The following is a 24,546-nucleotide window of genomic DNA, read 5'->3' on the forward strand; positions in this document are numbered from 1 at the left end:
GTCCGGTCTCTCAGGCACGGTCCGGGCCGTCGCCGGTCTCACGGCGATCGCCCGGACCGTCCTGCCGGGCGATGTCCGTCCCCTCGCGCACCCAGGTCACGCAGGCGCGGGTCCCCGGCACGCCGTCGACGATCACCAGGCAGTCGAAGCACACGCCCATGCCGCAGAACAGGCCGCGGCGCTCGCCCGCGCGGGTCGTCCGGGTGTCCAGGCCGCCCGCGGCCATCAGCGCCGCGGCGACGCTCTCCCCCAGGTAGGCGGTCACGGGCCGGCCGTCGACCGTCACGGTCACCGCCGGCCCGCGCTCCAGCCCGTGCCCGGCGGGCAGCCGGGGCCGTTCGATCGTCACTGCTCGGCCGCCTCCGCCAGCAGCCCCTCCTCCACCAGCACGGCGCGCATGGTGCGCAGGCTGCCGGCGTCGGTGATGGGCAGGCGTGGCCGGCGCACGTGCCCGGCGGGCTGGCCGAGCATCGTCATCAGCGCCTTGAGCTGGCTCTGGTAGGCGCCGTACTTGCCCGCCCAGCCGCCCGGCAGCCACAGCTTCGGGAAGAGCCGGTCACTCGCCACCGCGTGCTCCCGCGGCCCCTCGTACTCACCGCGCCAGTACGACTCCCAGAACGCGGGGTCGGGCCGCCCGAACAGCGAGCCGCCGCCGACGGTGCCGTCGCCGCCCTCGGTGCGCAGCACCTCCAGGCCACGGACGCTCATGTACGGGCCGAAGACGCGCACCCGGTCCCGTACGCGCCGCGAGGTCGCGAAGAACTGGTCGGCGTCGGGCGTGCTGTCCTTGATGGCCACGATCTGGTCGATGTCGGCGAGCTTGTCCGCCAGCTCCGTGCCGATGTCGACGCCACTGCCGTGCGGCCAGTTGTAGACGACGATCGGGCCGTCCACCACCGCGTCGAGGTCGCGGTAGAACGCGATCACCTCGTCCGGGAAGAGCTTGGCGTACGGCGGCGGCGACGCCAGCACACCGTCGGCGCCGGCCGCGAGCGCGTGGCGCGCGTACTCGGCGGTCTCCCTGGCCGTGTAGGCGGTGCTGCCGACGAGCACGCGCAGCCGCCCGGCGGCCTGCTCGACGGCGGTCTCGGCGACCGCCCGGCGCTCCTCGGGCGTCTGGGAGAACCATTCGCCGCACGTGCCGTTGACCACGATGCCGTGCATGCCCTCGGCGACGTAGTGGTCCACGAGCGCGCGCAGCGTGTCCAGGTCGAGGTCCCCCGCCTCGGTGAACGGCGTGACGAAGGCCGGGTAGTACCCCTGCCAGTCGACGTCGTCGCGATTCATCGATTCTCCCTTCGAAGAGTGCCGGTGGTCGCCCGGTCGAGCGAGTACCGCTCGGGAAAGGGCGAGGCCACCGGCGAGGTCATCTGCTCGGCCAGGCGGCGGGCGAAGTACGGGCTGAAGGTGAACCCGGTCGACGACACGCAGGCGTGGAAGCCGGGCACGAGCGCGGACTCCCCGACGACGGGCGAGAAGTCGTTCGTGAACACGATCACTCCGGACCAGGTGCGCACCACCCGTACGTCCGCGAGCGCCGGCAGGACCGACACCGCCACCGCCGTGCTGCCGGCCGCGCTGTGCCAGCTCGTCGGATAACGCCGGGGACGCGGGGCGTCCGGCGTCGGCCATCCCCCGCCGATGATGAAGGTGTTCTGGTCGGTCTGCTTGAGCGTGAGCCGCCGCCCGATGTGCTGGACCATGGGCGTCAGCAGGCGCGGCCGCGGCTCGGTGACGTTCACGTGCAGGCCCTCGTTGCGTACGGGGAGCCGCAGGCCGACCATCGCGGCCACTTCGCCGCACCAGGCGCCCGCGCAGTCGACGACGCGGTGCGCGTCGATCCGCCCGGCGTCGGTGTGCACGGTGAAACGCCGCGCGCCGCTGTCGCCGTTCACGTCGATGCGCCGCACCTCGGTGCCGGTGCGGATGAGCGCGCCGTGCTCCACGGCGCGCAGCGCGTACAGCGGCGCGACGACCAGCGGGTTCGCGTGGCCCTCGATCGGGCAGTACGTCGCACCGATGACGGTCTCGGCCAGGTACGGCGCGCGCCGCCGCAGCTCCGCGCCCGTGACGACCTCGGTCTCGATGCCGGCCAGACGCTCCAGCTCGTACTTGTCCCGCAGTGTCCGCACCTGTTCGGGGGTCTCCGCGACCATCCAGCCGCCGGTCTCGTGCAGGTCGAGAGAGCCGTCGAGCTCGTCGCCGAGCTCCTTCCAGACCGAGTACGCCTCCAGGCTGAGCCGCGCCTCGTCCAGCAGCCGCTCGCGGTCCGCCTCGGCGCCCTGGCCGGAGAGCTGGTGGATGGCGAGCTGGAGGTGGAAGCTGCCGGCGTTGGTGCCGGACGCCTCCCGGTTGAGCTCGCCGCGTTCGACGAGCGTGACCTCGACCCCGCTCCGGGCGAGGTAGTACGCCATCGCGGTGCCCGCGATGCCGCCGCCGATGACGAGCACGTCGGTGCTCGACGGCAGCGGCGCGTGGCTGTGCCCGGCCGGCACCCAGTGCCGGGACTCCAGCGGTCCGGCGGTCACGGCTTCGTCCCGTCCTCGGCCGCCGCGTCCTCGGCGAGGAACAGCGTCGGGCCCTGGATCGTGTGGTCGGCCAGCGCGCCGATCGGCACCGGCCGTACCGGCATGCGGGGCGTGGCCAGCGCGACCTCCTCGATGGGACGGCCGTGGTGCCGGGCGATGAGGCCGGCGACCTGCCGCTGGCAGATCCGTCCCTGGCACGGCCCCATCCCGGCACGGGTGTAGCCCTTCACCAGGTTGATGTCGTCGGTGGACGCGATCGCCGGCGCCAGGTCCCGCCGGCGGACCGCCTCGCACCGGCAGATCACCGTGTCGTCGTCGCTCAGCTCGTAGACGCCGGGTCCGACGCGGTACAGCCGTGCGGTGGCGGCGCTCAGCGCGCGGCGCCGGTCGAGACGGCGGCGCGCGGGCGCGGCCGCCGCGGCGGCGTCGGCCGCGCTCAGCACGCCCGCGTCCATCGCCGCGGCGAGCCCGGCGACGCGACCCTCGTCGATGGCGACGAAGGACCCCTCGACTCCGGCGCCGTCACCCGCGGCGTAGACGCCGTCGACGGTCGTACGGAGCCACTCGTCGCGGCGCACGACGTGGCCGCCCAGGTCCTCCCGATGGTCGAACTCGCAGCCCACCAGGCGCATGAGCTCCAGCGAGGCCACGAACCCGTAGCCGACGCACAGCACGTCGGCCCGGACGGTCTCCTCGGTGCCGGGCAGCACGCGCCAGTCCGGGTCGACGGCCGCGTGCACGACCCGCTCGACCCGGCCGTCGCCCTCGGCCCGCACCACGATCCGCCGGTAGCGCAGGGGGATCCGGTGCCGGAGCAGCATGCCGCGGTAGCGGGCGGCGTCGCGCAGGAGCGCGCCGTTGCCGCGCGCCGCGCGGGCGAGCCTCACCAGATCCCCGGCCCGGGGCGCCGGTCCGGCCTCCAGCGCGGTCACGATGTGCGCGCCGTAGTGGGCGAGCTGCGCCGGGAAGGCCAGCGCGACCGGGCCGGAGCCGGCGAACAGGATCCGCTCCCCCGGCAGGACGCGCTGGGTCTTGGCCAGCGTCTGCAGCCCGCCCGCGGTGATCACACCGGGCAGCGTCCACCCGGGGAAGGCGACCGGCCGGTCGTGCGCCCCGGGTGCGAGCACCATCCGCCGCGCCGTCACGGTCCGCGCCGCGGATCCCTCCGTGACCAGTACGACCCGCCGATCCTCGACGGCGACGACGCTCGTGCGCAGGAGCACCTCGACGCCGGTGCCGTCGAGGGAGTCGATGAGCGCCCTGCCCTGGCGGAACTGGCGGTCCATCGCGGCCGGGTCGGTGACCGTGAAACCCGGGCCGGGCTGCTTGTAGATCTGGCCGCCGAGCGTCGGGCGTTCGTCGGCGAGCAGGACGTCCAGGCCCGCCTCGGCGGCGGACCGGGCGGCCGAGATGCCCGCCGGTCCGCCGCCGACGACGAGGAGGTCGATGCTCTGATCGCTCACCGGCATCGTTCAGCAGCCCGCCGGCATGGCCGGAGCGTCCGTCACCCCGAAGTCCTTCTTGTACAGCCCGGCGAGCGACCCGTCGTTCTGCGCCTTGCACAGGAAGGCGTTCAGCTTCCCCGCCAGCGTCGAGTTGCCCTTCTGCACGGCCCACGCCCCGTACGACAGGTCGAGCGGCTTGGGCAGGGCCGCCTTCTTCAGCTGGTTCGGGTTGCTCTTCTGGTACTGGGCGAGGATGTAGTCCTCCAGGACGCTGCCGTTCGCGCGTCCCGTCGCGACCTGGAGCAGGGCGGAGTTCTGGTCGTTGTAGGTCTGCAGTTTGGCGCTGGGGAAGGACTTCTTGGCGAGCTGCTCGCCCGTGGAGCCCTGCAGCGCCGTGATGATCTTGCCGGAGGCGTTGTAGGTGGCGATCTGCGCGGGCGAGTCGTCGTTCTGCCGGACCGCGAGCACGCTGGTGTAGGGCACGTACGGCCGGGTGAAGTCGATGACCTTCTTGCGCGCGTCGGTCGCGGTCAGGCCGACCGAGACGAGGTCGAACTTCTTGCTCTGCAGGCCGGGGATGAGGCCGTTGAAGTCCAGGTTCTTGATGACGAGCTTGACGTTCAGCTCCTTGGCGAGCTTGTTGAGCAGGTCGACGTCGTAGCCGGCCGGCTTGTTCGCCGAGTCGAGGTACATCTCCGGCTTGAACTGCAGGTTCATGCCGACCGTGAGCGTGCCGGACTGGTTGAGGCCGCTGCCTCCGTCACCGCCGGACTTGCCGCACGCCGCCAGGGAGAGGGCCGACACGACGGCGACGCACGCGATCGCGCCACGCCTCGCCACCGACCACGGCTTCATGCTTCTGACCATGGGTTTCCTCTTTCAGTGCTCAGTGCTGAGTTGCTCAGTGCTCGATGGCGAGAGGGATGGAAGGGTCCGGCGGATGCCGGGCTCACGAACCGAGTTCGGCCATGAGGCTCTGGATGCGCCGCTGCCGCCGGGACCGCAGCAGCCGGGAGACGGCGCCGCGCGGCGGGCTGGCGTACGCGCCTTCGATGAGGCGGAACACCAGGTCGATGAGGAACGCCGCGATGACGTAGATCGCCGCGGCCGCCGTGTAGAGCACGAACGGCTGGAACGTCTGGGAGACGAGGTTCTGGGTGACCCGGACGACCTCGAGCAGGCCGATGACGGTGAAGGTCGAGGTGTCCTTCAGCATGCCGATGAACATGCTGCCGATGTTCGGCAGCGCGATCTTGACGGCCTGGGGCAGGATGACCGAGAAGAACACGCGGATCGGGCGCATGCCCAGGGCGTGTCCCGCCTCACGGTGACCGTTCGGGATGGCGCTGAGCGCCGACCGGAAGATCTCGGCCATGAACGCGCTGTACAGCAGCGACAGGGCGATGACGCCCGCCTCGAAGACGCTGAAGTCGACGCCGAGCAGCAGCGAGACGCCGAAGTACACCCAGATCACGCTGACCAGCGCCGGCACGCCGCGGAAGATGTTGATGTAGGCGACCGCGATCCAGGAGACGGGCGGCCGCGACATCCGCATCATGGCGAGCGCGAGGCCGCCGACGACGGATATGACCAGCGCGAACAGTGACACCTTGAACGCGACCAGGAGGCCGTTCACCAAGATGCCGTGGTGCTGCCAAATGAGTCCCCAGTCGTACATCAGCGCACCGCCATGATGAACTCACGGGCCCGGGGGCTGGTGGTCTCCTCGAAGAAGCCGCGCGGGCCGCTGTCGACGACGACGCCGTCCTCCATGAACACGTTCAGGTCCCCGATCTCTCTGGCGAAGCTGAGCTCGTGGGTGACCACGACCATCGTCATCCCGGTCTCGGCCACCTCCCGCATCGTCTTGAGCACCTCGCCCACGAGCTCCGGGTCCAGCGCCGAGGTCGGCTCGTCGAAGAGCATCACCTTCGGGTCGAGGGCGAGGGCGCGGGCGATCGCGACGCGTTGCTGCTGGCCGCCGGACAACTGCTGCGGATAGTGGGCGGCGCGCTGGAGCAGCCCGACCCGGCGCAGGGCCTCCGCCGAGCGCACCTGCGCGTCGGCCCGGCGTACCCCGCGGACCGACCGCAGCGGCAGCGCCACGTTGTCCAGCGCGGTGAGGTGCGGGAAGAGGTTGAACTGCTGGAAGACCATGCCGACGGTGCGGCGTAGCTCCAACGGCTTGCCGCGGCGTCCGGCCTTCTCGCCGGGCACGCCCGGTCCGTACTCGACGCCCGCGACCTTCAGCGATCCGGAGGTGGGCGGTTCGAGCAGGTTGATGCTGCGCAGCACGGTGGACTTGCCGGACCCGGACGGGCCGAAGATCACGACGTGCTCGCCGGCGAAGATCTCCAGGTCGATGCCGCGCAGCACCTCGAGCTCGCCGAACGACTTGCGGATGCCGCGCAGCTCGACGATCGGCGCGGTCCGGTCGGTGGCGCTCATCGGCCGGCTCGCTCTCCGCGCGTGCGCCGCCCGCCGGTCACGCCCGGACCTCCGTGACGCAGACGTACAGGTCGTCGGGATCCCGGAAGTAGGCGTAGCGCCAGGTCGCCCCGTCGCCCAGGTCGATGGTGACCGGGTCTCCGACGAGCGCGATGTCGCCGTCCGCGAGGTGCCGGATGGCGGTGTCGATGCACCGCGCGCCCACCGCGAACTCGAAGGTGCCCAGGTGTCCCCACTCGCCGCGCATGTCCGGCGACGGGGGGAAGTGCTGGACGGGTTCGAGCGCTCCGCCGAACGGGCTGGTCAGCAGCATCATCCGCTGCCGCGGCGGCGTGCGCGGGTGGAACCACGGGCGCATCGGCTCGAAGTAGCCGTCGGACTCGAACAGCTGCCCGGTGAACCCGAGCCGGCGGTAGAAGTCCCGCGTGCGCTCGATGTCGGCCACACCGAACGCCACGTGGTTGACGCCCTGCGGGCCGGGCTCGACCGGCCACCCGGCCTCGAGCGTCGACCACTCGATCAGCTCGATCTTGGCGCCGTCCGGGTCGGCGACGTAGGACAGGCCGCAGTGGGTCTCGTAGGGCGGCAGGTCGGACTCGTTCGGCTCCATCAGGCCGGTGTGCCCTCGTGACACCAGGTCGCGGTAGAACGCCTCCTGCCCGTGGACGTGGACGCACACCTCGCAGATGCCGGGTTCGCCCCACGCCTGTCCCTCCGGGGCGGGCGGCTGCGTCCGGTTCGTGATCTGCACGAGCTTGATCGACGCCCGGCCGAGGACCGTGGGGTTGCCGGTGCGGAGGAAGACCACCCGCGCCTCGGTCTCGTCGTACCCGGTGACCGCGCTCAGGCCCGGCAGCGGGCCCGTGTAGTCGAACGCGACGTCGGTGAATCCCAGCTCTGCGTAGAACTCCAGCGACGCCGTCATGTCCGACACACCGATGCCGATGTGGTCCAGACCGACCAGCGTCCCATGTCTGCGAAGGGTGGTGACCATACTGTTTCCGCTACCTCCTGGCGGTCGGACCAGCGCAAACGTCGCTACAGCACCGTCTGGCCCTACATGTCCGGCGATGTTCGCAGATCGTTTGATTGCACGCAAGACGCACAGCGGTATTCATAGCGAACATTTGCGCGCTTGACGCACATCACGCCCCGTAACTAGCATCACGGGCCATCAGGCCGCCCGGCATCGCATCGGCGGCGACATCGGCGCAGCTCACGCACACCACGCGAGGACGCCGCCGTCCCCGCGCCGGACACGGGCGCGGAGAGAAAGGTCGTGGTCAGTGACCATGCGGATCGGCGTCAAGCTTCCCCACACGGGCACCGCGGTGCCGGCGGCCTCGGTGGCCGAGCGCGCGCGAGAGCTGGAACGGGCCGGGTTCGACTCCCTCTGGGTCAGCGACCACGTCGTGCAGCCCGAGGTCATCGAGTCGCGGTACCCGTTCGCCGCCGACGGCAGGGCGACCTGGCCGACGGACACCCCGTACGTGGAGGCACTCGTCGCGCTGGCCGCCGCGGCCGCGGTGACCGAACGGGTCCGGCTCGGCACCGCCGCGCTGGTCCTCCCGCAGCGCAACCCGGTGCTGCTCGCCAAGCAGGTCGCGAGCGTCGACGCGCTGTCCGGCGGCCGGGTCGCACTCGGCGTCGGCGCGGGCTGGATGCGCGAGGAGTTCGCCGCACTGGGCATGCCGTTCGACGGGCGCGCCGCGCGGATGGAGGAGTGGATCACGCTGCTGCGCGAGTGCTGGACGGGCCGCCCGGCCGGCCGCTCGACCCCTCACTACGACCTTCCGCCGGGAACGATCGTGCTGCCCACGCCCGCCCACGCCGTTCCGCTCTACGTCGGGGGCCACTCTCCGGCCGCGCTGCGGCGCGCGGCACGCCTGGGCGACGGCTGGCTCGCCCAGCAGGCGGTACCCGAACTGGACCCGGATCGGCTCGCGAGTGAGATCGCGACCATCCGCACCACCGCCGCCGGCGCGGGGCGCGACCCGTCGTCGCTGTACGTCGCGCTGCGGCTCGTCGCCTCCACCGGCCGCTCAGCGGAGGTCGCCCGCCGGATCGCCGACCTCGGCCGGGCCGGGGTCGACGAGATCATCGTCGACGTCGACCCGGTGGACGGCGACGCGCGAGCGGACCACGACCTCCTGCGCGACGCGGCGGGCGCCCGATGACCGCCGCGGCGCTGCTCACGGGCCGCCGGGTGGTCGTCACCGGAGGCGCCAACGGCATCGGCGCCGTCGTCGTCCGGCGCTTCGCCGCGATGGGCGCGCGCGGCACGGTGCTCGACCTGCCGTCCGCGCCGCCGTCCGACCTGCCTCCGGGCTGGCAGGCGGCAGCGGTCGACGTTCGCGACGAGGACTCGGTGCGCGCGGCGCTGGCCGAGTCGGCGGCGCTGCTGGAGGGGATCGACGGGGTCGTCGCGGCGGCCGGCGTCGTCCCGTCGTGGCAACGCCTCGCGGACCTGGACCTCGCGGACTTCGACCGGGTGCTCGCGATCAACGCGCGCGGCGTCGCCGCCACGATCAAGCATGCGGCTCCCCTGCTCGGCACGGGCTCGACCGTCACGGCGGTGGCGTCGCTGAACGCCTGGCGGGGAGACCCGAACATCGCCTCGTACGCGGCCGGAAAGCACGCGGTGCTCGGCATCGTGCGGTCGGCGGCGCTCGCGCTCGGGCCGGACGGGGTACGGGTCAACGCCGTGGCACCGGGTCCGATCGCCACCGACGCTCTCCGGTCCCGCATGGCGAGCCGCCGGGAGACCACCGGCCTGGACGTGACCGAGGCGCTCGACCAGGCCGCGCGGGCGACCGCCCTCCGGCGGATCGCCACGGCGGAGGAGGTCGCCGACACGATCGCGTTCCTCACCAGCGACCTGTCGTCGGGCGTCACCGGACAGATGATCAACGTCGACGGCGGAATCCAGTAGGAGACACGTGTACCTCGCCCAGAACGCGCTCGCCGGCCGCACCGTCCTGCTGACCGGCGCCTCCCGTGGCATCGGCGCGGTGACCGCACGCGCGCTCGCCGCCGCCGACGCCAACGTCATCGCGCAGTACCGCACGCAGCGGGACGGCGCCGAACAGGCGGTCGACGCGCTGCCGGACGACCGCAAGCTGCTGCTCCAGGCCGATCTCGGCACGCCGGCCGGCGCACGCGGCCTCTGGCGCTCGGCGCTCGCCTGGCACTACGACGTCGACGTCGTGGTGCTCAACGCGGCGGTGATCCCCGACACCCCGTTCGACGGGCCGGACGAGCTGTGGGACGCCGGCTGGCAGGACGCCCTCCAGGTGAACGTCATCGGCGCGGGCGCCCTGATGCGCGAGGCGGCCCGGCACTTCGCCGCGCGCGGGTCCGGCACCATCATCGTGCTGTCGAGCTGGGCCGCCGAACAGGGCTCCCGCATACTCGACGTCTCCTCCTACGCGGCGTCCAAGGCGGCGATCCGCAACCTCGCCCAGACGTTCGCGCGCAACTTCGCGCGGCAGGGCCTCCGGGTGCACATCGTGGCGCCGGGGGTCGTCGACACCGGGATGTCCGTCGCCGGAAAGGACGAGCCGGCCCGGCGCGCGACCGCCGACGGACTGGCGATGGGACGGCTCGTCGAGGCCGGCGAGGTCGCCTCTCTCGTCGCTTTTCTCGCGACCGGCGAATGCCCTAGTCTCACGGGGGCCACATTGGACATCAACGGTGCCTCCTACATCAGATGACCACTCTGTGGTCCGCCGCCTGGCCCTTTCCCACTCCGGAGGTCATCTCGTGGTTCGTGGCGCACCGTCCGACGACCTGGACAACGGTGGTGAGGACGAACGCTCGCGCGACTTCGTCCGCTCTCTCGAACGCGGCCTGGCGATCATCCGCGTGTTCAACGCCGACCGGCCGTCGATGACCGTCTCGGAGATCGCCCATGAGGCGGGCCTGACCCGCGCCGCCGTACGCCGCTTCCTGCTGACGCTGTCCGAGCTGGGCTACGTCCACACGAGGAACAACCGCTACGAGCTGACGCCCCAGGTCCTCGAGCTCGGCTACTCCTATCTGTCCGCGCTGTCCTTCCCCGACATCGCGCTGCCGACCCTGGAGAAGCTGGTCGCGCAGACGTCGGAGGCGAGCGAGGGGTCGATCCTCGACCGCGGCGACGTCGTCTACGTCGTGCGCGTGCCCGGGCCGGCGCTGATGACGATCTCGGTGAACGTCGGGGCGCGCCGGCCCGCGCACTCGACCGCGATGGGCCGCGTGCTGCTGGCCAACCTGCCGGCGCCCGAGCTGGAGCACTACCTCAGCACGTACGAGCTGACGCCCTCCACGCCCCGGACCATCACCGACCACAAGGAGTTCCGCGCCGAGCTCCGCAAGGTCCGTGAGGAGGGGTACGCCCTGGTCAACCAGGAGCTCGAAGAGGGCCTCGTCGCCGTGGCCGTGCCCGTACGGGACCGGATGGGGCGGGCCCGCGCGGCGATCAACCTGTCCACCCACATCGGACGCAAGTCGGTGGAGGAGATGCGGGCGCTGGTCCCGGTCGTGCAGGAGGCCGCCGCCGAGATCGAACTCGGCCTCAGCCACTCGCTCAACTGGGCCGACTGACCCTGACGACACCACGGCATCCATCCGGACAGCTCATAGGGCGTTACTTCGCGCTATTGACACCTCACGCATCCATTTTCAGGAATTCCAGCAGTTCGCCGATGATCTGTTCGTGAGCGTCCTCCTGAAGGTAATGGCCGGCGTTTTCAAGACGCAGAACGCCGGCGTCCGGGAAGGTGTCCAGCCACATCGACTGGAGAACCTCTGGGCCGAAGGACGGATCGCGCATCGCCCACACGATCCGTATGGGCCGGTCCCGGAAGTGTCGTTTCAGGTCCGCCTCCAGTTCCCCGGCGAACGCCGCCCACGGCTGCTCTGCCGGGGTGATCGGAATGGCGCGCGGAAAAGCCAGCACGCCGGTCCGGCTGGACCATGTCGGATGGGGTGCCAGATAGGCCCTTCTGACCGCGGGCGTCAGCCGCGAATGGTCGACCACCCCGGCCCTGAAGAGGAAGGCCCGGTGGAACATGTTCAACCCCTTGACCATCACCGCACCGATGCCGGGAAGTCGGAAGAGATGGAGCGCGGCGGGCACTTTGAATCTCTCCCTCGGGACGTGCGCCGCCGTGTTGAGGATGAACAGTCCGCGTACGCGGTCCGGGTGGGCGACCGCCCAGGCCAGCCCGATGGGACCGCCCCAGTCGTGAGGAACGATGGTGGTCCGGCGCAGGTCGAGCGACTCCAGCAGAGCGTCCATGCGGCGTACGTGCTCGGCGATCCGGTAACTCTCGCGCCGGGACGGCTTGTCCGAGCGCCCGAACCCGAGATGATCGGGCACGATGACGCGATGGCCGGCGGAGGCCAGCGGACCGATGAAGTCGCGGTAGAGGAAGCCCCAGGTCGGGTTGCCGTGCAACAGCACCACCGGCCGCCCGTCGCGCGGGCCCTCGTCCACGTAGTGCATACGCCCATCGGCCGTGTCGAACCAGCGCGGCTCGTACGGCCACAGACCACCGAAGGTCCAGTCCGTGCTCATCTCGCGTTCTCCCGGTATCTCGGCCGGCTTTTCTCCGTACGAGCGAGTTCGAGCAGCTCGTCGACCGACCACTGGTCATAGCCGTGCTCGCCGTACTTGCATGCCACAACGTGACCGTCGGCGGCGATGAGGAAATCAGCCGGAAGGCCGATACTGCCCCCTTCCGGATTCAGGGAGGGGGCCGCCTGCCGTCTGCGGATGATCTTCCACAGGTCGTGTGAGAATCCGCGAACAAGCGGCATCCAGGCCCGCGGGTCGAGCAGCGCCCGAGGCGCCGACTCCACGCCGAATTCGACGTACAACCGCTTGTCCGGGTCGGCGATGACGGCGAACGGCAGCTCGGCAGCGTGAACGAGGAGGTCCTCGGCGGTCGAGTGGAACACCACGATCTCCCTGATCTCCGCCGCGGCGATCTCGTCGTGCCGCTGCGCTATGGACCGCATGTGCAGGTTGCAAACGGGACAGCCGGCGAAACGCCGGAACTGCAGGTGAACGAGCCGTCCGGCGTCGGGAACGCCGATTCTCTCACCCGTTATGGTGACGAGCTCGTGTGCGGCGATGAGACTGCCGGTCGTGATTCTTCCTTCTCCAGCGCGTTCAGACATCCCGCGCTCCTTTCTGATGTGGGAGTCGGCGCCGCCCGCTCACTGGGAGGGTCTCGTAGCCGCGGAGGACGAGCCGGTCGCGGCGGGTACGTGCCGGGGCGGGTGCCGCGGACAGTGTCGGAAAGCGGGCCAGGAGCCGGCGGAAGGCGACGGATGCTTCAAGCCGGGCCAGGCTGTTGCCGATGCAGATGTGCGGGCCGGCGCCGAAACTGAGGGGTTTGATGTCGGAGCGGGCGGGATCGAAGCGGTCGGGATCGCGGTAGCGGTGGGGATCGCGGTTGGCGGCACCGATCAGGAGGATCACGTCGCTGCCTTCGGGAATGGGGATGCCTTCGACGACCAGGCCACTGGCGCGTGCCAGGCGGGTGGTCACCTGCACCGGGGAGTCGTAGCGCAGTACTTCCTCCACGAACGCGGATATCGCGATCTCCTCGGAGCGCAGTGCCGCGGAGACGCCGGGGTGGCCGAACAGGATCGCCAGACCGTTGCCGAGGAGATTGGTGGTGGTCTCGAAGCCTGCGACGAGGAGCAGGATGAGGTTGGCGAGCAGTTCCTCATCGGACAGACGGCCGTCATCCGCGTCTCGGACCGCGACCAGGACGCTGACGAGGTCGTCGCCTGGCGCCGCGCGGCGTTCATCGATCAGGTGGGTGAAGTACCCGCCCAGCTCACGTGCGGCGGCATCGGCCGGCCCCGGGGCCACGGTGGTGCCCGACAGTTCCAACGCCTCGGTCAGATCGGTGGCCAGCGGACGAAAACGGTGCCGGTCGGCTCGGGGGACGCCGAGCAGTTCACAGATCACCGTGACCGGCAGCGGGAAGGCGAACTCGTTCATGAAGTCGGCCGGCCGACCGTCTGCTCCGGCCTCGCCGAGCCGGTCGAGCAGATCGTCCACCGCGTCCTCGATCGCCGGTCGCATGGAGATGATGCGGCGGGGGTGAACACCTGGGAGATCAAGGAACGCATACGCTCATGGTCGGGCGGATTGGCCCGCAGGATCGACCGGCTCATCGAGCGCAACGCGTCATCACCCGCGGTATCGGTCTCTTCCCGCCGGCGCGGTGCCGTGTCGGGCAACCCGAACCCTGGATCGCGCAGCACCTGGTTGACCGCCGCGTAACCGCAGACCAGGAACAGGCCGTCGGCGATGGCCGAGACCGGTCCCATCCGGTGCGCCTCCGCGTAGAGCGGGAAAGGATCGGTACGTCCCGCGGGCGCCAGGAGGGCCTCCATGATCGTCCCCGCGTCCTTGTCCCCTATTCCGTGACACGGCGTGACAGGCATCAGGCGGGCAGATTCCGGACTCGTCCGAAGGCGCGGCCGAGCAGCACGTATCCGTACGCGTAGGGTGCGGCGCCGGCGATCTCGAAGACCGACGTGACCACCGAATGCGGTCCGAAGCCGAACAGCGCCGCGGTGCCGCCGATCGCGTACACCACGCCACCGAATCCCAGCAGTAGGCCGGCCCACCGCCGTCCGTACCGGTTGAGCAGCAGGGCGAGCATCACGTATCCCACCGGGAAGAGGACGTTCGCCGCCACCACGATGATGCCGCCCTCGATGTCCAGGTCCTTGGAGGTGTGCACGAGATCGGGCGCGTACCTGGCGGTCACCGGATTGTGGCCGCCGTCGAAGACGATGAGGCCGAACCAGAGGATGGTGCCGATCAGAGCCGTGTACAGCGCCGGAAGCCCGCGCGGACCGAACCCGCGAAGGCCCAGAGCCAGGACACCGGCCAGGCAGATCGCCTGCACCAGCAGGCTGATGGCCTCCATGGAATGGGTGAACGCGTACCACTCGGCATGTGCCGCGATGTCGTGGCCGTCGCGCGCCGGGTGCAGGATGACGGTGAGCAGGAACAGCGGCCCCCCGATCATCGCGGTGAGCTTCACCATCATCCGTACATACCGGGTGTCGTCCTCGGCGTCGCGTCGGTCAACGGCGCCGTGGGGAGTCGTCATTCCGGCTTCGCGTTGCGCCGGGTGGTGGGCATCCATCGGTGTTCTCCTCATCGGTTGTTCGAGTGGTGCGGTGCGGGCCCGACGCGCGGCATCAGTGGGCGTGTGGTGTCGCGCTGGCGGGCGCGACGCCTGGGGGCATGACGAATACGCTCAGCCCGGCGGCGGCCAGGGCCGCGACGGCGCCGACCGCGAAGGCCAGGGTGACGCCGGTCGCGCTGACCTCGCCGGCCACGCCGCCGGCGGCGACGGTGGACAGGACGGCGACCCCGAGCGTGCCGCCGAGTTCGTGGGAGGTGTTCACGATCCCCGAGCGCGTTCCCGCCTCGCCCGGGGCGACGGCGGTCAGCGCCGTGGTGACCGCCGTGACCAGTGCGGCGCCGACACCGATCGCCGCCACGCTGAGCCCCGCGACGAGCCAGGCGGGACCGCCGGCGCCGGCCGCCAGCCCGTAACCCGCCGCGGTGACGGTCAACGAGCCGGTGGCGAGTACGCGTCCGTCGAATCTCGTGACGGCCCGGCTACCGGCGTGGGCCCCGATGACGGTGCCGAGCGCGATCGGCAGGAAGGCCAGGCCGGTCCCCGCGGCGCTGTGGCCATGAAGACGCTGGAGGTAGAACGACCCGAGGAAGAACGCGCTCACCATCAGGCCGGTGGCGATCGACATCAGTAACGTCCCGGCCACGACCGGGCGACGGGTCAGCACCCGCAATGGCATCAGCGGTGCGGCGGCCACGCGCTCGACCACCACGAACACTCCGCAGAGCAGGACCGCCGCGGCCAACGGCGCGAGCGTCGACACCGCGAGCCAGCCGTGTCCGCCGGCGTTGATCAGCCCGTACATGGCGGCGCCGGTGGCGAGCGTGACCGAGAGCGCACCGGCGACATCCGCCGGAGCGGTTCCGGATCCGTGTCGCCGCCCGGCGGGAATCGCCATGGGCAGCAGCACCAGGACGATCAGCCCGGCCGGTACGTTGATGAAGAACACCCACCGCCAGCCCGGACCAGAGGTCAGCAGGCCACCGAGGATCACACCCAGGGCCGAACCGGCGCCGCCGATCCCCGCCCACACGCCCAGCGCTCGGGCCCGGTCCTTGCCGGCGAAGGTCGTCGTGACCACCGACAGCGCCGCCGGCGACATCGACGCCGCGCCGACGCCCTGCGCCGCACGACCGGCCAGCAGCATCGCCGCGTCCACTGCCAGTCCGCTGACCAGCGACGCGGCGACGAAGATCGCCAGACCGCCGAGCAGCAGCCGGCGAGCACCGAACAGGTCGGCGGCCCGGCCGCCGAGCAGCATGAGGCCACCGAACGCCAGCGTGTAGGCCGTCAGCACCCATGGCACGGCTCCCCGGTGCAGCGGCAGGTCGGCGCTGATGTCGGGCAACGCGACGTTCACGACGGTCACGTCGAGAACGAGCATGAACTGCGCGGCGCCCAACAGCCCCAGCAGACCCCACCGGTGCGGGCCGGTCGACCCGTGCTCCCGGTCAGCGGTGACCGGCGACGGTGACGTAGGCGCCATGACCTGCTCCTTCTGATGTCAACAGCCCGATGCACGATCGACTCGGACCGATCAACCTGAACATGCGTGTTCGAGTTGCAAGCTAACACACTAAGTTGAACACTGATGTTCAAGTTATTGGGCGGAGCTCACCGACGCCGTCGCCGGGGAGAACGCGCGACAACCTGAACTACACTGTTCGAGTTACTCGGAGACATCAGCTCATGCGGCACAGGAGTAGGGATGGCAGCCACACCGCGCGGCGCCGGCGGCAGGTCGTCCGCGCAACGCGCGGCGACGCCGCTCACGGAACGACGGGCCGACGCCCGGCGCAACATCATGGCCATCCTGGACGCGGCCCAGTCGTGCCTGGCCCGGGACACCGACGCCAGCGTCGCCGACATCGCCAAGGCGGCCGGTGTCGGCCGGGTCACGCTCTACGGGCACTTCAGCACCCGGGCGGACCTCGTCGACGCCGTACTCACGCGCACCGTCGAACAGGCCGACGTGGCGCTCGACGCCACCGACACCACCGGTGACCCACGCCAGGCGCTGACGCGACTCGTCGGCGCCTCGTGGCAGATCGTCCATCAGTTCCGGTCCGTGCTTCAGGCCGCCCAACGCGAACTGCCCGCGGAACGGATCCGTGCCGTCCACGACCGGATCCTGCGACGGGTCCAGACGATCGTCGACCGCGGCCGACGCGTCGGCGTCTTTCGCGACGACCTGCCCGAGAGATGGCTCGTCACCACGGTGTTCAGCCTGATGCACGCGGCAGCCGAAGACACCGCCGCGGGCAGGCTGGACGCCGAGGACGCCGCGCGGATCATCTCGGCGACGCTGCTCGCGGCCCTCGCCCCGCCCGTCGCCGACGTACCCACGGCGACTCCGTGATCGCCGGCCTCGTCGCGCACCGCCACGGCGTCGTCACCGTTGAGGAGGTTGGGCCCGATGCCCGATCCGCGCCGGCTGGCCGACCACTGGCTTCAGCGCTGCTACGGCTTTCCACTGCGGCTGGCCGGCTCCGGCCCGGTGGCCGAGACGGCCCAGGCGTGGTTGTTCAGCGTCGCCCAGCTGCCTGTGCCCGGAGCCCCGCCGGTGACCTCGCCGGCGCCGATGCTGACGGCCCTGGTCTGTGTGCCGAAGAACGGCGCACCGCCCTTCCACCCGGCCACCGACGACCCGTGGGCGGACCTGGCCGGCTTCGACCGCGATCCGCGTCCCCGCGACCCCGTCGTGCAGGCGCGCCGCACCAACGCCCGCGGCTGCGTCCTCGCGGCGCACGCGGCGATCTCCGGCGCCCCGGCTCCGGCACCGGCGCCGCCCTGGCGGCCGGAGCACGAATCGGCCGGCTGGTGGAATGAGTTCATCCGGGGTCACTTCCCGACCGCCGAAGTGGGACCGTGCGCGGACTGGGACACGGTCATCAGAGCGGTCGGCGAGCCCGGCCCGGACACCAGGGGCGTGGTGTGGCTCCGCCGGGAGCTGAACGGAGCCGAGGCGACCGGCCACCTGCTCTACGCGCACAACGACAACGGCCGGGTGGTGCTGCTCGACCCGCAGGCCCGGCGGCTCGCCCGGCTGGAGACCACGAACGTGCGGCAGCTGGTGCTGGCCCGGATCGGTCCCTGAGAGGGCTGGGTCACCGCGGCGCCGGAGACGCGCGCGGGTAGGTCCAGTGCAGTCCGTCCAGCGTGCTGACCAGGCCGTCCGGGAACAGGGGCGTCGCCTCCGCGCCCAGCAGGATCTCCGCCTGCAGGTTCGCGCTCTCGGCCATCGCGTTCGCCACCACGGGCTTGGCGTGCAGCTCGCCGGATGACGTGCCGCTTCTGTCGGCGGCCTCCGCCAGGGCCTCGGCCCGCCGACGAGCTCGTCGGCGACCGACTCGGGAGTGCCCCCGATCACGTCGCCGGAGGCCAGTCCCCCGACGAGCTCGACGAACGCCTCCACTTCCGGCAGCGGAGTGAGGTGATCTTACCAAGATCATGTTGGCGGCCCGTTCCGGGAGAACGGTCGAGTAGGCGACCCGAAGAGTTACGTCATTCTGGATGGCAAGCTGTTCGCCAGCGACCGGCTGGGCGAGCAGACCACCAGCGTCAAAGGCAGGCTGATCGACGCGTGGTACTCCACCGCCGTCCGTGGCCGGCGTCGCCCTGCATCTGGAACTGAGCGGATCCGGATTGCGCGCCGGGCTCATGGACGCGTTGCGGGAGGCACGTGCGCACCGGGCGGCTCGTGTCGGGCATCCGGCCGCCCTCGGCCCGATGCCTTGCCGCTGATCTAGGCATAGCCCGTAACACCGTGGCCGACGCCTACGCAGAACCGGTCGCCGAGGGCGACTCACCGCACAGCAGGGGTCCGGGAGCCGGGTGGCCAGGCGGGCCGAGCCGCGCAGAGCTGCGCCCGCTCCTCCTCGCACAATAGACGTGAACGAAGCCCCACGCCCGCCGCGGACCCGGCGAGCGGGTCAACGTCGAGCTGAAGACCTGGGAAATCCTGCGCAAGATCCGCTCCAGCCCCGACAACGCCGACAAGCTCATCGCCGCAGTCCAGACCCTCATGATCGCCAGCGCATGATCAGGTTGGCGAAGGCTCACTGAGATCACCTCGACTACTGGCGAGTATGACGCGCCGCGCCTTCCCGCGTTGCCGCCCCGCCGTCACGACGCCAGTCGTTCGAGCTCCCCGACCAACGCCGCCGGGGACAGTTGGCCGTGGGCCTCCTCCCGCAGCTTGGCCGCCGCGTCGCGGTAGGCCGGTTCGGCCAGGAGCCGCGTGACACTCTCCCGAAGCAGGTCCGCGCGCAGGTCGGTCAGGACCTCGCCCGCTCCGGTCCCCGCGTACGCCCGGCCGCACAGCACCTCGTCGGGCAGCTGGGGCACCACGAGCTGGGGCACGCCCCGGTCGATGGCCGTGAGCACGGACCCGGAGCCCCCCTGGTTCACGATCGCGTCGCAGCTCGGCAGGAGAAGGTGCAGCGGCAGCGAGGTGACCAGCCGGACGCCGGGCGGCGCCGGTTCGATGCGCCGGATGTCCTGCTCTGTCATCAGCATGACGATCTCCGCGTCCACGGCGGACAGGGCCTCGGCGACGTCGCCGGCGAGGAGGTTCGCCCCGCGGGTGACCGCGGCCGTACCCCAGGTGACGCAGACACGACGCCCGCCGGCCGGCTCCAGCAGCCACGGGCTCACGATCTCCGGCCCGCCGTTGTACGGGACGAACCGGGCGGCCAGGCGCCGGTCGGAGGAGGGCAGCCGCATCGAGACCGGCGTGTTGTCCACCGTCACGGTGCCGTGCGTGTCCACGGACGGCAGGCCGAGGCGGCCGGCGACGGAGGCCAGCAGCGCCGGGGTGTACTCATCCAGCAGGCCCGGGCTGTCGAGGCCGAGGGGCACCCGGACCGACGGCACGCCGAGCACCGCGGCCGCCAGCGGCCCGGCGTAGCTCGTGGCCTCGTGGACGACCAGGTCCGGACGCCAGGCCCGGCCGAAGGCGATGACGTCGTCGACCATGTCATCGGCCCTGATGGCGAAGCCGTTCAACGCGTCCAGCGTCTTCGCGCGCCAGCCGCCGCGCCAGTCGTCGTCGGCCAGGTCGCGCGACGGCGTCGCCGGCAACTCGTCGAGGAACGGCTTCTCCGTCCGCCGCCGTCGCAGCTCGTCACGGTCCAGGTCCGCGCCCGCGGCCACGAAGACACCGCCGGCCGCGGTGACCACGTCACGCAGGGACGGCTGTGTGGCGACCCGCACCTCGTGGCCGGCCGCACGGAGCGCCCAGCAGAGCGGGGCGAGGTGGTAGTAGTGCGTCCGGTAGGCCCACAGCACGAAGAGCACTCGCATGGTTCGCCTCTCTCTGAGGACGTCTCACCCTGGACTGGCGTTCTGGCGGTTCGTCAGCCGATCCATTCCCGCAGGTGGTCGGGGAGTTGATCGGCGTCGAGCGTTCGCAGCGCGCGGCGGAGGTACCGCTGGGCCGTCTCGAACGTGCGGGGATGCACCACCCGGAGGGGGAAGCCCGGCCGGGCCGCCGAGCGCAGCCGGGCGAGGAGCGACGGGTCCGCCGACCGGTCCGCGAAGACCAGGGCGTTCTGGGCGTACCAGGGCTCGACCCGCTCGTCCTCCCAGACGCGGGGCCGGACGACGTCGAACAGCTCGAAGCCGTGCGCGTCGAAGGCCGCGCGCCAGTGGTCCGGCCAGCGCTCGTTCACGTGACCGATCCCGCCCTGACCGGGAACCGCCGCCGAGAACACCACGACGGGGGCGGAGGAGGTGAGAGCGGCGACGACCTCCTGACCCGCCCGTTCGGGCAGGTGCTCGGCGACCTCCAGGCAGACGGCGAGGTCGTGACGGCCCTCCAGCGGGCCGAGGGCCGTCAGGTCCACCCTCTCGAAGTCCCCGGCCGGGATCTCGAGCTGGTCGGGGGCCACCCAGGGCCCGTCGATCCCGCGCACGTGAGCGGCTCCGGCACGCCGGAACTCCGCGAGCCAGGTGCCCGTGCCGCAGCCGATGTCGAGCACGGACGCCGGTGACAGCAGGTCCATGAGAAAGGGGACCACCGCCTGCGCGGAACTCCGGGTGCCCTCCCCCAGCCCCTCGAAGAACCCGTGGTCGTACGCCTCCGTGGCGGGGGAATCGGTCCTGGTCTTCTCGGTCGGCACGTTCGTCTCCTTCATGACCCGCCGCTGACGTGGATCACGCTGCCGGTGATGTTCCCGTTCGCGGCGGACGCGAGGAACACGATGGCGGCCGCGACCTCCCGCGGCGTCGAGATGCGCACGTGCGGGGAGAGTCCCGCCATCTGCTCGCGGATCTCCTCCGGCGGCATTCCCTCGATCCGGCGGCGCAGTTCCTCCGGCGCCCAGCGCAGGTAGCCCTCGGTCACCGTCGGCCCCGGAGCGACGACGTTGCTGAGGATCCCGTGGCCCAGGGTCTCCGTGGCCAGGGTCCGGCTGAGGCCGTGCAGAGCCATCTTGCTCGCGACGTAGGCCTCGTCCCCGGTGCGCCCGCGGCCGACGATGGCCGCCGACAGGAACACGAACCGGCCCCAGCCGCGCTCCTTCATCGACGGCAGCACCGCCTGCGCGGTGGCGAACGCGCCTTCCACCTCGGCGCGGACCTGCGGCCGCCACGTCTCGATGGAGAGTTCCTCGAACGGGACGGGGGCCAGGCTCGGACCGCCGGCCGGCGACGCGCTGTGGACGAGCACGTCGACTCCGCCCCACTCCTGAGTGATCGTCTCGACCGCGGCCCGGATCGCGGCCGGATCGGTGAGCTCGTACGGCACGACCAGCGCCTTGCCGCCGTTCTGCTCGACCTGATCGGCCACCTTCCGGGCAGCGTCCGGATTGCGGCGATAGGCGATCGCCACACGGGCGTTCTCCTCGGCGAAGACGTGGGCCACCGGCCCGCCGATGCCGCCGCTGCCGCCGGTGATCAGAACGACTCTGTCGGCCAGCCCCAGATCCATGCGGTTCCTCCCCTCGACGGCAGCAATCTGCCCGCAGGCGCTGGTGATCCGCTGGAGCCGCCGGTCGGCGCCCCTCCAGCCTGGTTCGAGAGCCGTACGAGGCGGTGCGGTCACGCTGCTCGCGGCGCGGGACACGCGGGCGAACTCATCGCCGTTTCGCCCGACATCGAGCTGAAGGAGATGGCGAGCACATGACGAATGACCGATCGCGGCGGTCTCCGGCGGACACGGTTCGCGAGCTCACGGAGGCCATGAAGGCCAGCAGCATCGTCCTCGCGCTGGTCCGGGTGGGAGTCGCCGACGCGGTGGACGACGAGCCGGTCACGGCGGCGGCGCTGGCCGAGAAGGTCGGCGCCGACGCGGACGCGCTGTTCCGGCTGCTTCGCGCGTCGTCGTCCCTCGGGCTCTTCGAGCACGTCGGGGGCGGAAAGTTCGTGCACACGCCGATGTCGCGGGCCATGCGCCAGGACGCCCCCGGCAACCTCAGCAGCCTCCTGAGCACATCGATGGACTGGGGCTGGACGCTGTGGGGGCTCCTCGGCGACAACGTCATGACCGGCCGATGCGCCTTCGAGTCCCACTTCGGCATGGACCTGTTCTCCTACTTCGACCAGCACCCCGAGGTCCAGAGCCTGTGTTACGGCGGCGTGACGACATGGGCGCAGATGTTCCACGCCCGGATCGCCGAGACCATGGACCTGGGTGACGCGCACGTGATCGCCGACGTGGGCGGCGGCAACGGCGCCCTGCTCCGGACGGTCCTCGAGCGCAACCCGCACCTGTCCGGCATCCTCTTCGAGACCCCCATCACGCTGCGTACGGTCGTGCCCGAACTCGCCGACGGACCGCTGGCCGACCGGTGCTCGCTGGTCGCCGGCGACTTCCAGCAGGCCGTCACCTGCGCCGCGGACGTCTACACGATCAAGATGGCGCTGCACATGTGGAGTGACGACGTCTGCGTCAGTGTGCTCCGCAACTGCGTCGAGGCGGCTCGCCCGGGTGCGCGCGTCATCGTCCTCGAACGCCTCATGACGGACCAGCCGACTCCGGAAGTGGCGTACATGGACCTGCACATGATGCTGGTCTCCGGCGGCCGCGAACGCACACGGGAGGAGTGGGCCGCGCTGTTCGAGCGCTCCGGCCTCCGGCTCTCCGCGGTCACCGACACCTCGACGCCGTTCTGGATGATCGAGGGCGTCGTCGTCGGCTGAGCGCGCGACCACCACCCTCACCTCCCGCATAGGGAAACCCGGCCCGTCGCCGCACCGATCGGCGACGGGTCTTTCTCGTTACCTCGCCGACTAGTCGTTCATTACTAGTCGGCGGCGACTAGATTGCTCTAGGCTAGGCGAAGGCGCTAGCCACCGCCGACATGCATACGAAGAGAGCAGGAGCCCACCAATGCCGCGAGTCAAAGGGAATCCCTGGGTCACGCTCGTGATCCTGTGCCTGGGGTTCTTCATGACACTCCTGGACACCACGATCGTGAACATCGCGCTGCCGAGCATGTCCCATGACCTGGGAGCCAACCTCGACGACCTGATCTGGGTCATCAGCGTCTACGTCTTCGGCCTCGGCGTTCTGATCATCACGGCCGGGGGTCTGGGCGCCATCGTGGGGCCGCGCAACGTCTTCATCGCCGGCCTGGTGCTGTTCACCGCGGCGTCGGCGGCCTGCGGCGCGTCCCAGAGTCCGGGGCAGCTCATCGCGGCGCGTGCCGTCCAGGGCGTCGGGGCCGCGTTAATGACGCCGCAGACACTCACGCTCCTCATGGCGATCTTCCCGCCCGACAAGCGAGCGGTTCCGAGCGTCATCTGGGGGTTCGCCGCCGGCGTGGCCGGCGTCGCGGGGCCGACCGTCGGCGGCCTGCTCGTGACCCACTGGAGCTGGCGCTGGATCTTCTACGTGAACGTGCCGGTCGGGGTGATCACCCTGATCGCGGCGATCCTGCTCATTCCCGACCTGCGCGTGGGCCAGCGGCGGCGGCTCGATCTCCTCGGTGTCGCGCTGGTCAGCCTGGCCCTGTTCGCGATCACCTTCGCCCTGGTGGAGGGCGAGCACTACGACTGGGGGACGGTCCGGTCCTTCGTGACGATCCCGGGGCTGATCGTCACGGGCGTCGTCCTCCTGGGCCTCTTCATCGTCAGCCAGGCGTACCGCAAGGACCCGCTGATGCCGCTGGAGCTGTTCCGCAACCGAGACTTCTCGATCATGAGTTTCGTCGGGCTGGTGCTGTCGTTCACGCTCGTCGCCGCCGCCTTCGGCCTCACGATCTACCTGCAGAGCATGCTCGGGCTGTCGGCGCTCTCGGCCGGCCTCACCATCGCGCCGTCGTCGCTCGCCATCATGGCCGGCTTCGGGATCGTCGGCGCCCTCGGCAAGTGGGTGAAGGAGAAGCAGCTCGTCATCGGCGGGTTCGTGCTCAACGCCATCGCCATCGCGGACATCGCCCACGTCACGCGGATCCACGCCTCCCGGTGGGACTTCCTCCCCGGCCTCATCATGCTCGGGCTCGCCCAGGCGGCGATCTTCAGCCCGCTGGTGACCGTCGCGGTGCGCGACGTGCCCACCCGCCTCAGCGCGGCCGCCTCCGGCGCCTTCAACGCGATCCGCCAGATCGGCTTCCTCCTCGCGGCGGCCGCCGTGGGCGCCCTGCTGGAACGGAAGATGGCCGGGGCGCTGCACCATGAGGCGGTGGCGCAGGCGACCCGGCTGCCGGCCGACGCCCGTGCCCCGTTCGTCTCCGCGTTCGACGAGCTGGCGCGCAGCGGCCTCCAGGTCGGTTCCGGCTCGGCCGGCACGCAGCTGCGGTTCCCGGCCGGCATCGCGCCGGCCACGTTGCAGCAGATGCAGAACCTCAGCGGCACGGTGGTCGCGCACGCGTTCATCGACGCCCTGCGCTTCACCCTGTACCTGGTGATCGGCGCGTGCCTGCTGGCCGGCGTCGTCTGCATCGCGATCAAGAAACACCACGCGGAGGCCCAGGGCGACGAGGACCGGAGCCAGCTCGACCCGATCACGTTCTGACCTCG

Annotated in this window: 25 protein-coding genes; 8 read left to right on the plus strand and 17 right to left on the minus strand. The window is 71.1% G+C overall.

Annotation, left to right across the window (positions count from 1 at the left end):
• Nucleotides 1-10: 10 nt before the first annotated feature.
• From ACQEV1_RS30790 to ACQEV1_RS30825, 8 genes are all read right to left on the minus strand, one after another.
• Entirely contained in the window at nucleotides 11-349 is a 339-nt protein-coding gene (locus tag ACQEV1_RS30790) for a (2Fe-2S)-binding protein (protein ID WP_433398058.1), read from the minus strand.
• Nucleotides 346-1,287 (minus strand): dihydrodipicolinate synthase family protein, encoded by a 942-nt coding sequence (locus ACQEV1_RS30795; RefSeq protein ID WP_433398060.1) that lies wholly within the window; start codon nucleotides 1,285-1,287, stop codon nucleotides 346-348. Before ACQEV1_RS30795 ends, ACQEV1_RS30790 begins: the two co-directional genes overlap by 4 nt.
• Nucleotides 1,284-2,528 carry an NAD(P)/FAD-dependent oxidoreductase gene (locus tag ACQEV1_RS30800; protein ID WP_433398062.1) on the minus strand — a complete coding sequence of 415 codons (1,245 nt, stop codon included), beginning with the start codon at nucleotides 2,526-2,528 and terminating at the stop codon, nucleotides 1,284-1,286. Before ACQEV1_RS30800 ends, ACQEV1_RS30795 begins: the two co-directional genes overlap by 4 nt.
• A complete protein-coding gene (locus ACQEV1_RS30805; RefSeq protein ID WP_433398064.1) occupies nucleotides 2,525-3,991 on the minus strand; it encodes an FAD-dependent oxidoreductase in 1,467 nt (488 codons plus the stop codon). Before ACQEV1_RS30805 ends, ACQEV1_RS30800 begins: the two co-directional genes overlap by 4 nt.
• A 9-nt stretch (nucleotides 3,992-4,000) precedes the next feature.
• On the minus strand, nucleotides 4,001-4,840 hold the full coding sequence (locus ACQEV1_RS30810) for an ABC transporter substrate-binding protein (RefSeq protein ID WP_285622541.1): 840 nt from the start codon (nucleotides 4,838-4,840) through the stop codon (nucleotides 4,001-4,003).
• Between the two features lie 82 nt (nucleotides 4,841-4,922).
• A complete protein-coding gene (locus ACQEV1_RS30815; protein WP_285622544.1) occupies nucleotides 4,923-5,651 on the minus strand; it encodes an amino acid ABC transporter permease in 729 nt (242 codons plus the stop codon).
• A complete protein-coding gene (locus tag ACQEV1_RS30820; protein ID WP_285622546.1) occupies nucleotides 5,651-6,421 on the minus strand; it encodes an amino acid ABC transporter ATP-binding protein in 771 nt (256 codons plus the stop codon). The genes ACQEV1_RS30815 and ACQEV1_RS30820 overlap by 1 nt, the downstream gene beginning before the upstream one ends.
• A 37-nt stretch (nucleotides 6,422-6,458) precedes the next feature.
• Nucleotides 6,459-7,415, minus strand: a complete 957-nt coding sequence (locus tag ACQEV1_RS30825; RefSeq protein WP_433398067.1) for a VOC family protein — start codon at nucleotides 7,413-7,415, stop codon at nucleotides 6,459-6,461.
• A gap of 298 nt (nucleotides 7,416-7,713) precedes the next feature.
• On the opposite strand from ACQEV1_RS30825, the gene ACQEV1_RS30830 reads away from it, so the two are divergent.
• From ACQEV1_RS30830 to ACQEV1_RS30845, 4 genes are read left to right on the plus strand one after another with little or no spacing between them, the layout of a single operon-like run.
• Nucleotides 7,714-8,598, plus strand: a complete 885-nt coding sequence (locus ACQEV1_RS30830; RefSeq protein WP_433406011.1) for a TIGR03619 family F420-dependent LLM class oxidoreductase — start codon at nucleotides 7,714-7,716, stop codon at nucleotides 8,596-8,598.
• Nucleotides 8,595-9,353, plus strand: a complete 759-nt coding sequence (locus ACQEV1_RS30835) for an SDR family NAD(P)-dependent oxidoreductase (RefSeq protein WP_433398069.1) — start codon at nucleotides 8,595-8,597, stop codon at nucleotides 9,351-9,353. The genes ACQEV1_RS30830 and ACQEV1_RS30835 overlap by 4 nt, the downstream gene beginning before the upstream one ends.
• A 7-nt stretch (nucleotides 9,354-9,360) precedes the next feature.
• A complete protein-coding gene (locus ACQEV1_RS30840) occupies nucleotides 9,361-10,134 on the plus strand; it encodes an SDR family NAD(P)-dependent oxidoreductase (protein WP_433398071.1) in 774 nt (257 codons plus the stop codon).
• Between the two features lie 49 nt (nucleotides 10,135-10,183).
• On the plus strand, nucleotides 10,184-11,005 hold the full coding sequence (locus ACQEV1_RS30845) for an IclR family transcriptional regulator domain-containing protein (protein WP_349497971.1): 822 nt from the start codon (nucleotides 10,184-10,186) through the stop codon (nucleotides 11,003-11,005).
• A 64-nt stretch (nucleotides 11,006-11,069) separates the two neighbouring features.
• Here the strand turns inward: ACQEV1_RS30845 and ACQEV1_RS30850 are convergent, their stop codons facing one another.
• The 5 genes from ACQEV1_RS30850 to ACQEV1_RS30870 all read right to left on the minus strand — a co-directional run bounded on the left by ACQEV1_RS30850 (nucleotide 11,070) and on the right by ACQEV1_RS30870 (nucleotide 16,069).
• The gene (locus ACQEV1_RS30850; protein ID WP_433398073.1) at nucleotides 11,070-11,909 is read right to left on the minus strand and encodes an alpha/beta fold hydrolase; all 840 of its coding nucleotides are present in this window, start codon (nucleotides 11,907-11,909) and stop codon (nucleotides 11,070-11,072) included.
• 68 nt (nucleotides 11,910-11,977) lie between these two features.
• On the minus strand, nucleotides 11,978-12,586 hold the full coding sequence (locus tag ACQEV1_RS30855; protein WP_433398075.1) for a peroxiredoxin-like family protein: 609 nt from the start codon (nucleotides 12,584-12,586) through the stop codon (nucleotides 11,978-11,980).
• Entirely contained in the window at nucleotides 12,579-13,505 is a 927-nt protein-coding gene (locus ACQEV1_RS30860) for a cytochrome P450 (RefSeq protein ID WP_433398077.1), read from the minus strand. Before ACQEV1_RS30860 ends, ACQEV1_RS30855 begins: the two co-directional genes overlap by 8 nt.
• Nucleotides 13,506-13,869: 364 nt before the next feature.
• Entirely contained in the window at nucleotides 13,870-14,547 is a 678-nt protein-coding gene (locus ACQEV1_RS30865; RefSeq protein ID WP_433398079.1) for a hypothetical protein, read from the minus strand.
• Nucleotides 14,548-14,638: 91 nt separating this feature from the next.
• Entirely contained in the window at nucleotides 14,639-16,069 is a 1,431-nt protein-coding gene (locus tag ACQEV1_RS30870; protein WP_433398081.1) for an MFS transporter, read from the minus strand.
• 222 nt (nucleotides 16,070-16,291) lie between these two features.
• Here ACQEV1_RS30870 and ACQEV1_RS30875 point away from each other — a divergent pair, with 222 nt between their 5' ends.
• Together ACQEV1_RS30875 and ACQEV1_RS30880 are read left to right on the plus strand one after the other, a co-directional pair.
• Nucleotides 16,292-16,942, plus strand: coding sequence for a TetR/AcrR family transcriptional regulator (locus ACQEV1_RS30875; protein ID WP_285622570.1), 651 nt, complete (start codon nucleotides 16,292-16,294; stop codon nucleotides 16,940-16,942).
• A gap of 57 nt (nucleotides 16,943-16,999) precedes the next feature.
• Nucleotides 17,000-17,680 (plus strand): toxin glutamine deamidase domain-containing protein, encoded by a 681-nt coding sequence (locus ACQEV1_RS30880; protein WP_433398083.1) that lies wholly within the window; start codon nucleotides 17,000-17,002, stop codon nucleotides 17,678-17,680.
• Nucleotides 17,681-17,690: 10 nt separating this feature from the next.
• Here the strand turns inward: ACQEV1_RS30880 and ACQEV1_RS30885 are convergent, their stop codons facing one another.
• From ACQEV1_RS30885 to ACQEV1_RS30900, 4 genes are all read right to left on the minus strand, one after another.
• Nucleotides 17,691-17,825, minus strand: coding sequence for a hypothetical protein (locus ACQEV1_RS30885; RefSeq protein ID WP_433398085.1), 135 nt, complete (start codon nucleotides 17,823-17,825; stop codon nucleotides 17,691-17,693).
• A gap of 883 nt (nucleotides 17,826-18,708) precedes the next feature.
• A complete protein-coding gene (locus tag ACQEV1_RS30890) occupies nucleotides 18,709-19,887 on the minus strand; it encodes a nucleotide disphospho-sugar-binding domain-containing protein (protein WP_433398087.1) in 1,179 nt (392 codons plus the stop codon).
• Between the two features lie 53 nt (nucleotides 19,888-19,940).
• Nucleotides 19,941-20,705: a class I SAM-dependent methyltransferase gene (locus ACQEV1_RS30895; protein WP_433398089.1), complete on the minus strand. Its 765-nt coding sequence runs from the start codon at nucleotides 20,703-20,705 to the stop codon at nucleotides 19,941-19,943.
• Between the two features lie 11 nt (nucleotides 20,706-20,716).
• Entirely contained in the window at nucleotides 20,717-21,514 is a 798-nt protein-coding gene (locus ACQEV1_RS30900; protein ID WP_433398091.1) for an SDR family NAD(P)-dependent oxidoreductase, read from the minus strand.
• A gap of 191 nt (nucleotides 21,515-21,705) precedes the next feature.
• Between ACQEV1_RS30900 and ACQEV1_RS30905 the strand changes: the two genes are divergently transcribed.
• Together ACQEV1_RS30905 and ACQEV1_RS30910 are read left to right on the plus strand one after the other, a co-directional pair.
• Nucleotides 21,706-22,725 carry a methyltransferase gene (locus ACQEV1_RS30905; protein WP_285622590.1) on the plus strand — a complete coding sequence of 340 codons (1,020 nt, stop codon included), beginning with the start codon at nucleotides 21,706-21,708 and terminating at the stop codon, nucleotides 22,723-22,725.
• A 190-nt stretch (nucleotides 22,726-22,915) separates the two neighbouring features.
• Nucleotides 22,916-24,541: a DHA2 family efflux MFS transporter permease subunit gene (locus tag ACQEV1_RS30910; RefSeq protein WP_285622592.1), complete on the plus strand. Its 1,626-nt coding sequence runs from the start codon at nucleotides 22,916-22,918 to the stop codon at nucleotides 24,539-24,541.
• Nucleotides 24,542-24,546: the final 5 nt, after the last annotated feature.

Source organism: Actinoallomurus sp. CA-142502 (genome assembly GCF_050936355.1).
Taxonomy (GTDB): Bacteria; Actinomycetota; Actinomycetes; order Streptosporangiales; family Streptosporangiaceae; genus Actinoallomurus; species Actinoallomurus iriomotensis.

Excerpts from the sequence above, each read along its gene's own strand:
- ACQEV1_RS30880 (WP_433398083.1), top strand. The coding sequence starts at position 17,000 with ATGCCCGATCCGCGCCGGCTGGCCGACCACTGGCTTCAGCGCTGCTAC.
- ACQEV1_RS30885 (WP_433398085.1), bottom strand. The coding sequence starts at position 17,825 with ATGGCCGAGAGCGCGAACCTGCAGGCGGAGATCCTGCTGGGCGCGGAG.
- ACQEV1_RS30910 (WP_285622592.1), top strand. The coding sequence starts at position 22,916 with ATGCCGCGAGTCAAAGGGAATCCCTGGGTCACGCTCGTGATCCTGTGC.
- ACQEV1_RS30850 (WP_433398073.1), bottom strand. The coding sequence starts at position 11,909 with ATGCACTACGTGGACGAGGGCCCGCGCGACGGGCGGCCGGTGGTGCTG.
- ACQEV1_RS30810 (WP_285622541.1), bottom strand. The coding sequence starts at position 4,840 with ATGGTCAGAAGCATGAAGCCGTGGTCGGTGGCGAGGCGTGGCGCGATC.
- ACQEV1_RS30795 (WP_433398060.1), bottom strand. The coding sequence starts at position 1,287 with ATGAATCGCGACGACGTCGACTGGCAGGGGTACTACCCGGCCTTCGTC.
- ACQEV1_RS30865 (WP_433398079.1), bottom strand. The coding sequence starts at position 14,547 with ATGACGACTCCCCACGGCGCCGTTGACCGACGCGACGCCGAGGACGAC.
- ACQEV1_RS30830 (WP_433406011.1), top strand. The coding sequence starts at position 7,714 with ATGCGGATCGGCGTCAAGCTTCCCCACACGGGCACCGCGGTGCCGGCG.
- ACQEV1_RS30870 (WP_433398081.1), bottom strand. The coding sequence starts at position 16,069 with ATGGCGCCTACGTCACCGTCGCCGGTCACCGCTGACCGGGAGCACGGG.
- ACQEV1_RS30820 (WP_285622546.1), bottom strand. The coding sequence starts at position 6,421 with ATGAGCGCCACCGACCGGACCGCGCCGATCGTCGAGCTGCGCGGCATC.
- ACQEV1_RS30890 (WP_433398087.1), bottom strand. The coding sequence starts at position 19,887 with ATGCGAGTGCTCTTCGTGCTGTGGGCCTACCGGACGCACTACTACCAC.
- ACQEV1_RS30875 (WP_285622570.1), top strand. The coding sequence starts at position 16,292 with ATGGCAGCCACACCGCGCGGCGCCGGCGGCAGGTCGTCCGCGCAACGC.
- ACQEV1_RS30835 (WP_433398069.1), top strand. The coding sequence starts at position 8,595 with ATGACCGCCGCGGCGCTGCTCACGGGCCGCCGGGTGGTCGTCACCGGA.
- ACQEV1_RS30855 (WP_433398075.1), bottom strand. The coding sequence starts at position 12,586 with ATGTCTGAACGCGCTGGAGAAGGAAGAATCACGACCGGCAGTCTCATC.
- ACQEV1_RS30815 (WP_285622544.1), bottom strand. The coding sequence starts at position 5,651 with ATGTACGACTGGGGACTCATTTGGCAGCACCACGGCATCTTGGTGAAC.
- ACQEV1_RS30825 (WP_433398067.1), bottom strand. The coding sequence starts at position 7,415 with ATGGTCACCACCCTTCGCAGACATGGGACGCTGGTCGGTCTGGACCAC.
- ACQEV1_RS30905 (WP_285622590.1), top strand. The coding sequence starts at position 21,706 with ATGACGAATGACCGATCGCGGCGGTCTCCGGCGGACACGGTTCGCGAG.
- ACQEV1_RS30900 (WP_433398091.1), bottom strand. The coding sequence starts at position 21,514 with ATGGATCTGGGGCTGGCCGACAGAGTCGTTCTGATCACCGGCGGCAGC.
- ACQEV1_RS30860 (WP_433398077.1), bottom strand. The coding sequence starts at position 13,505 with ATGCGACCGGCGATCGAGGACGCGGTGGACGATCTGCTCGACCGGCTC.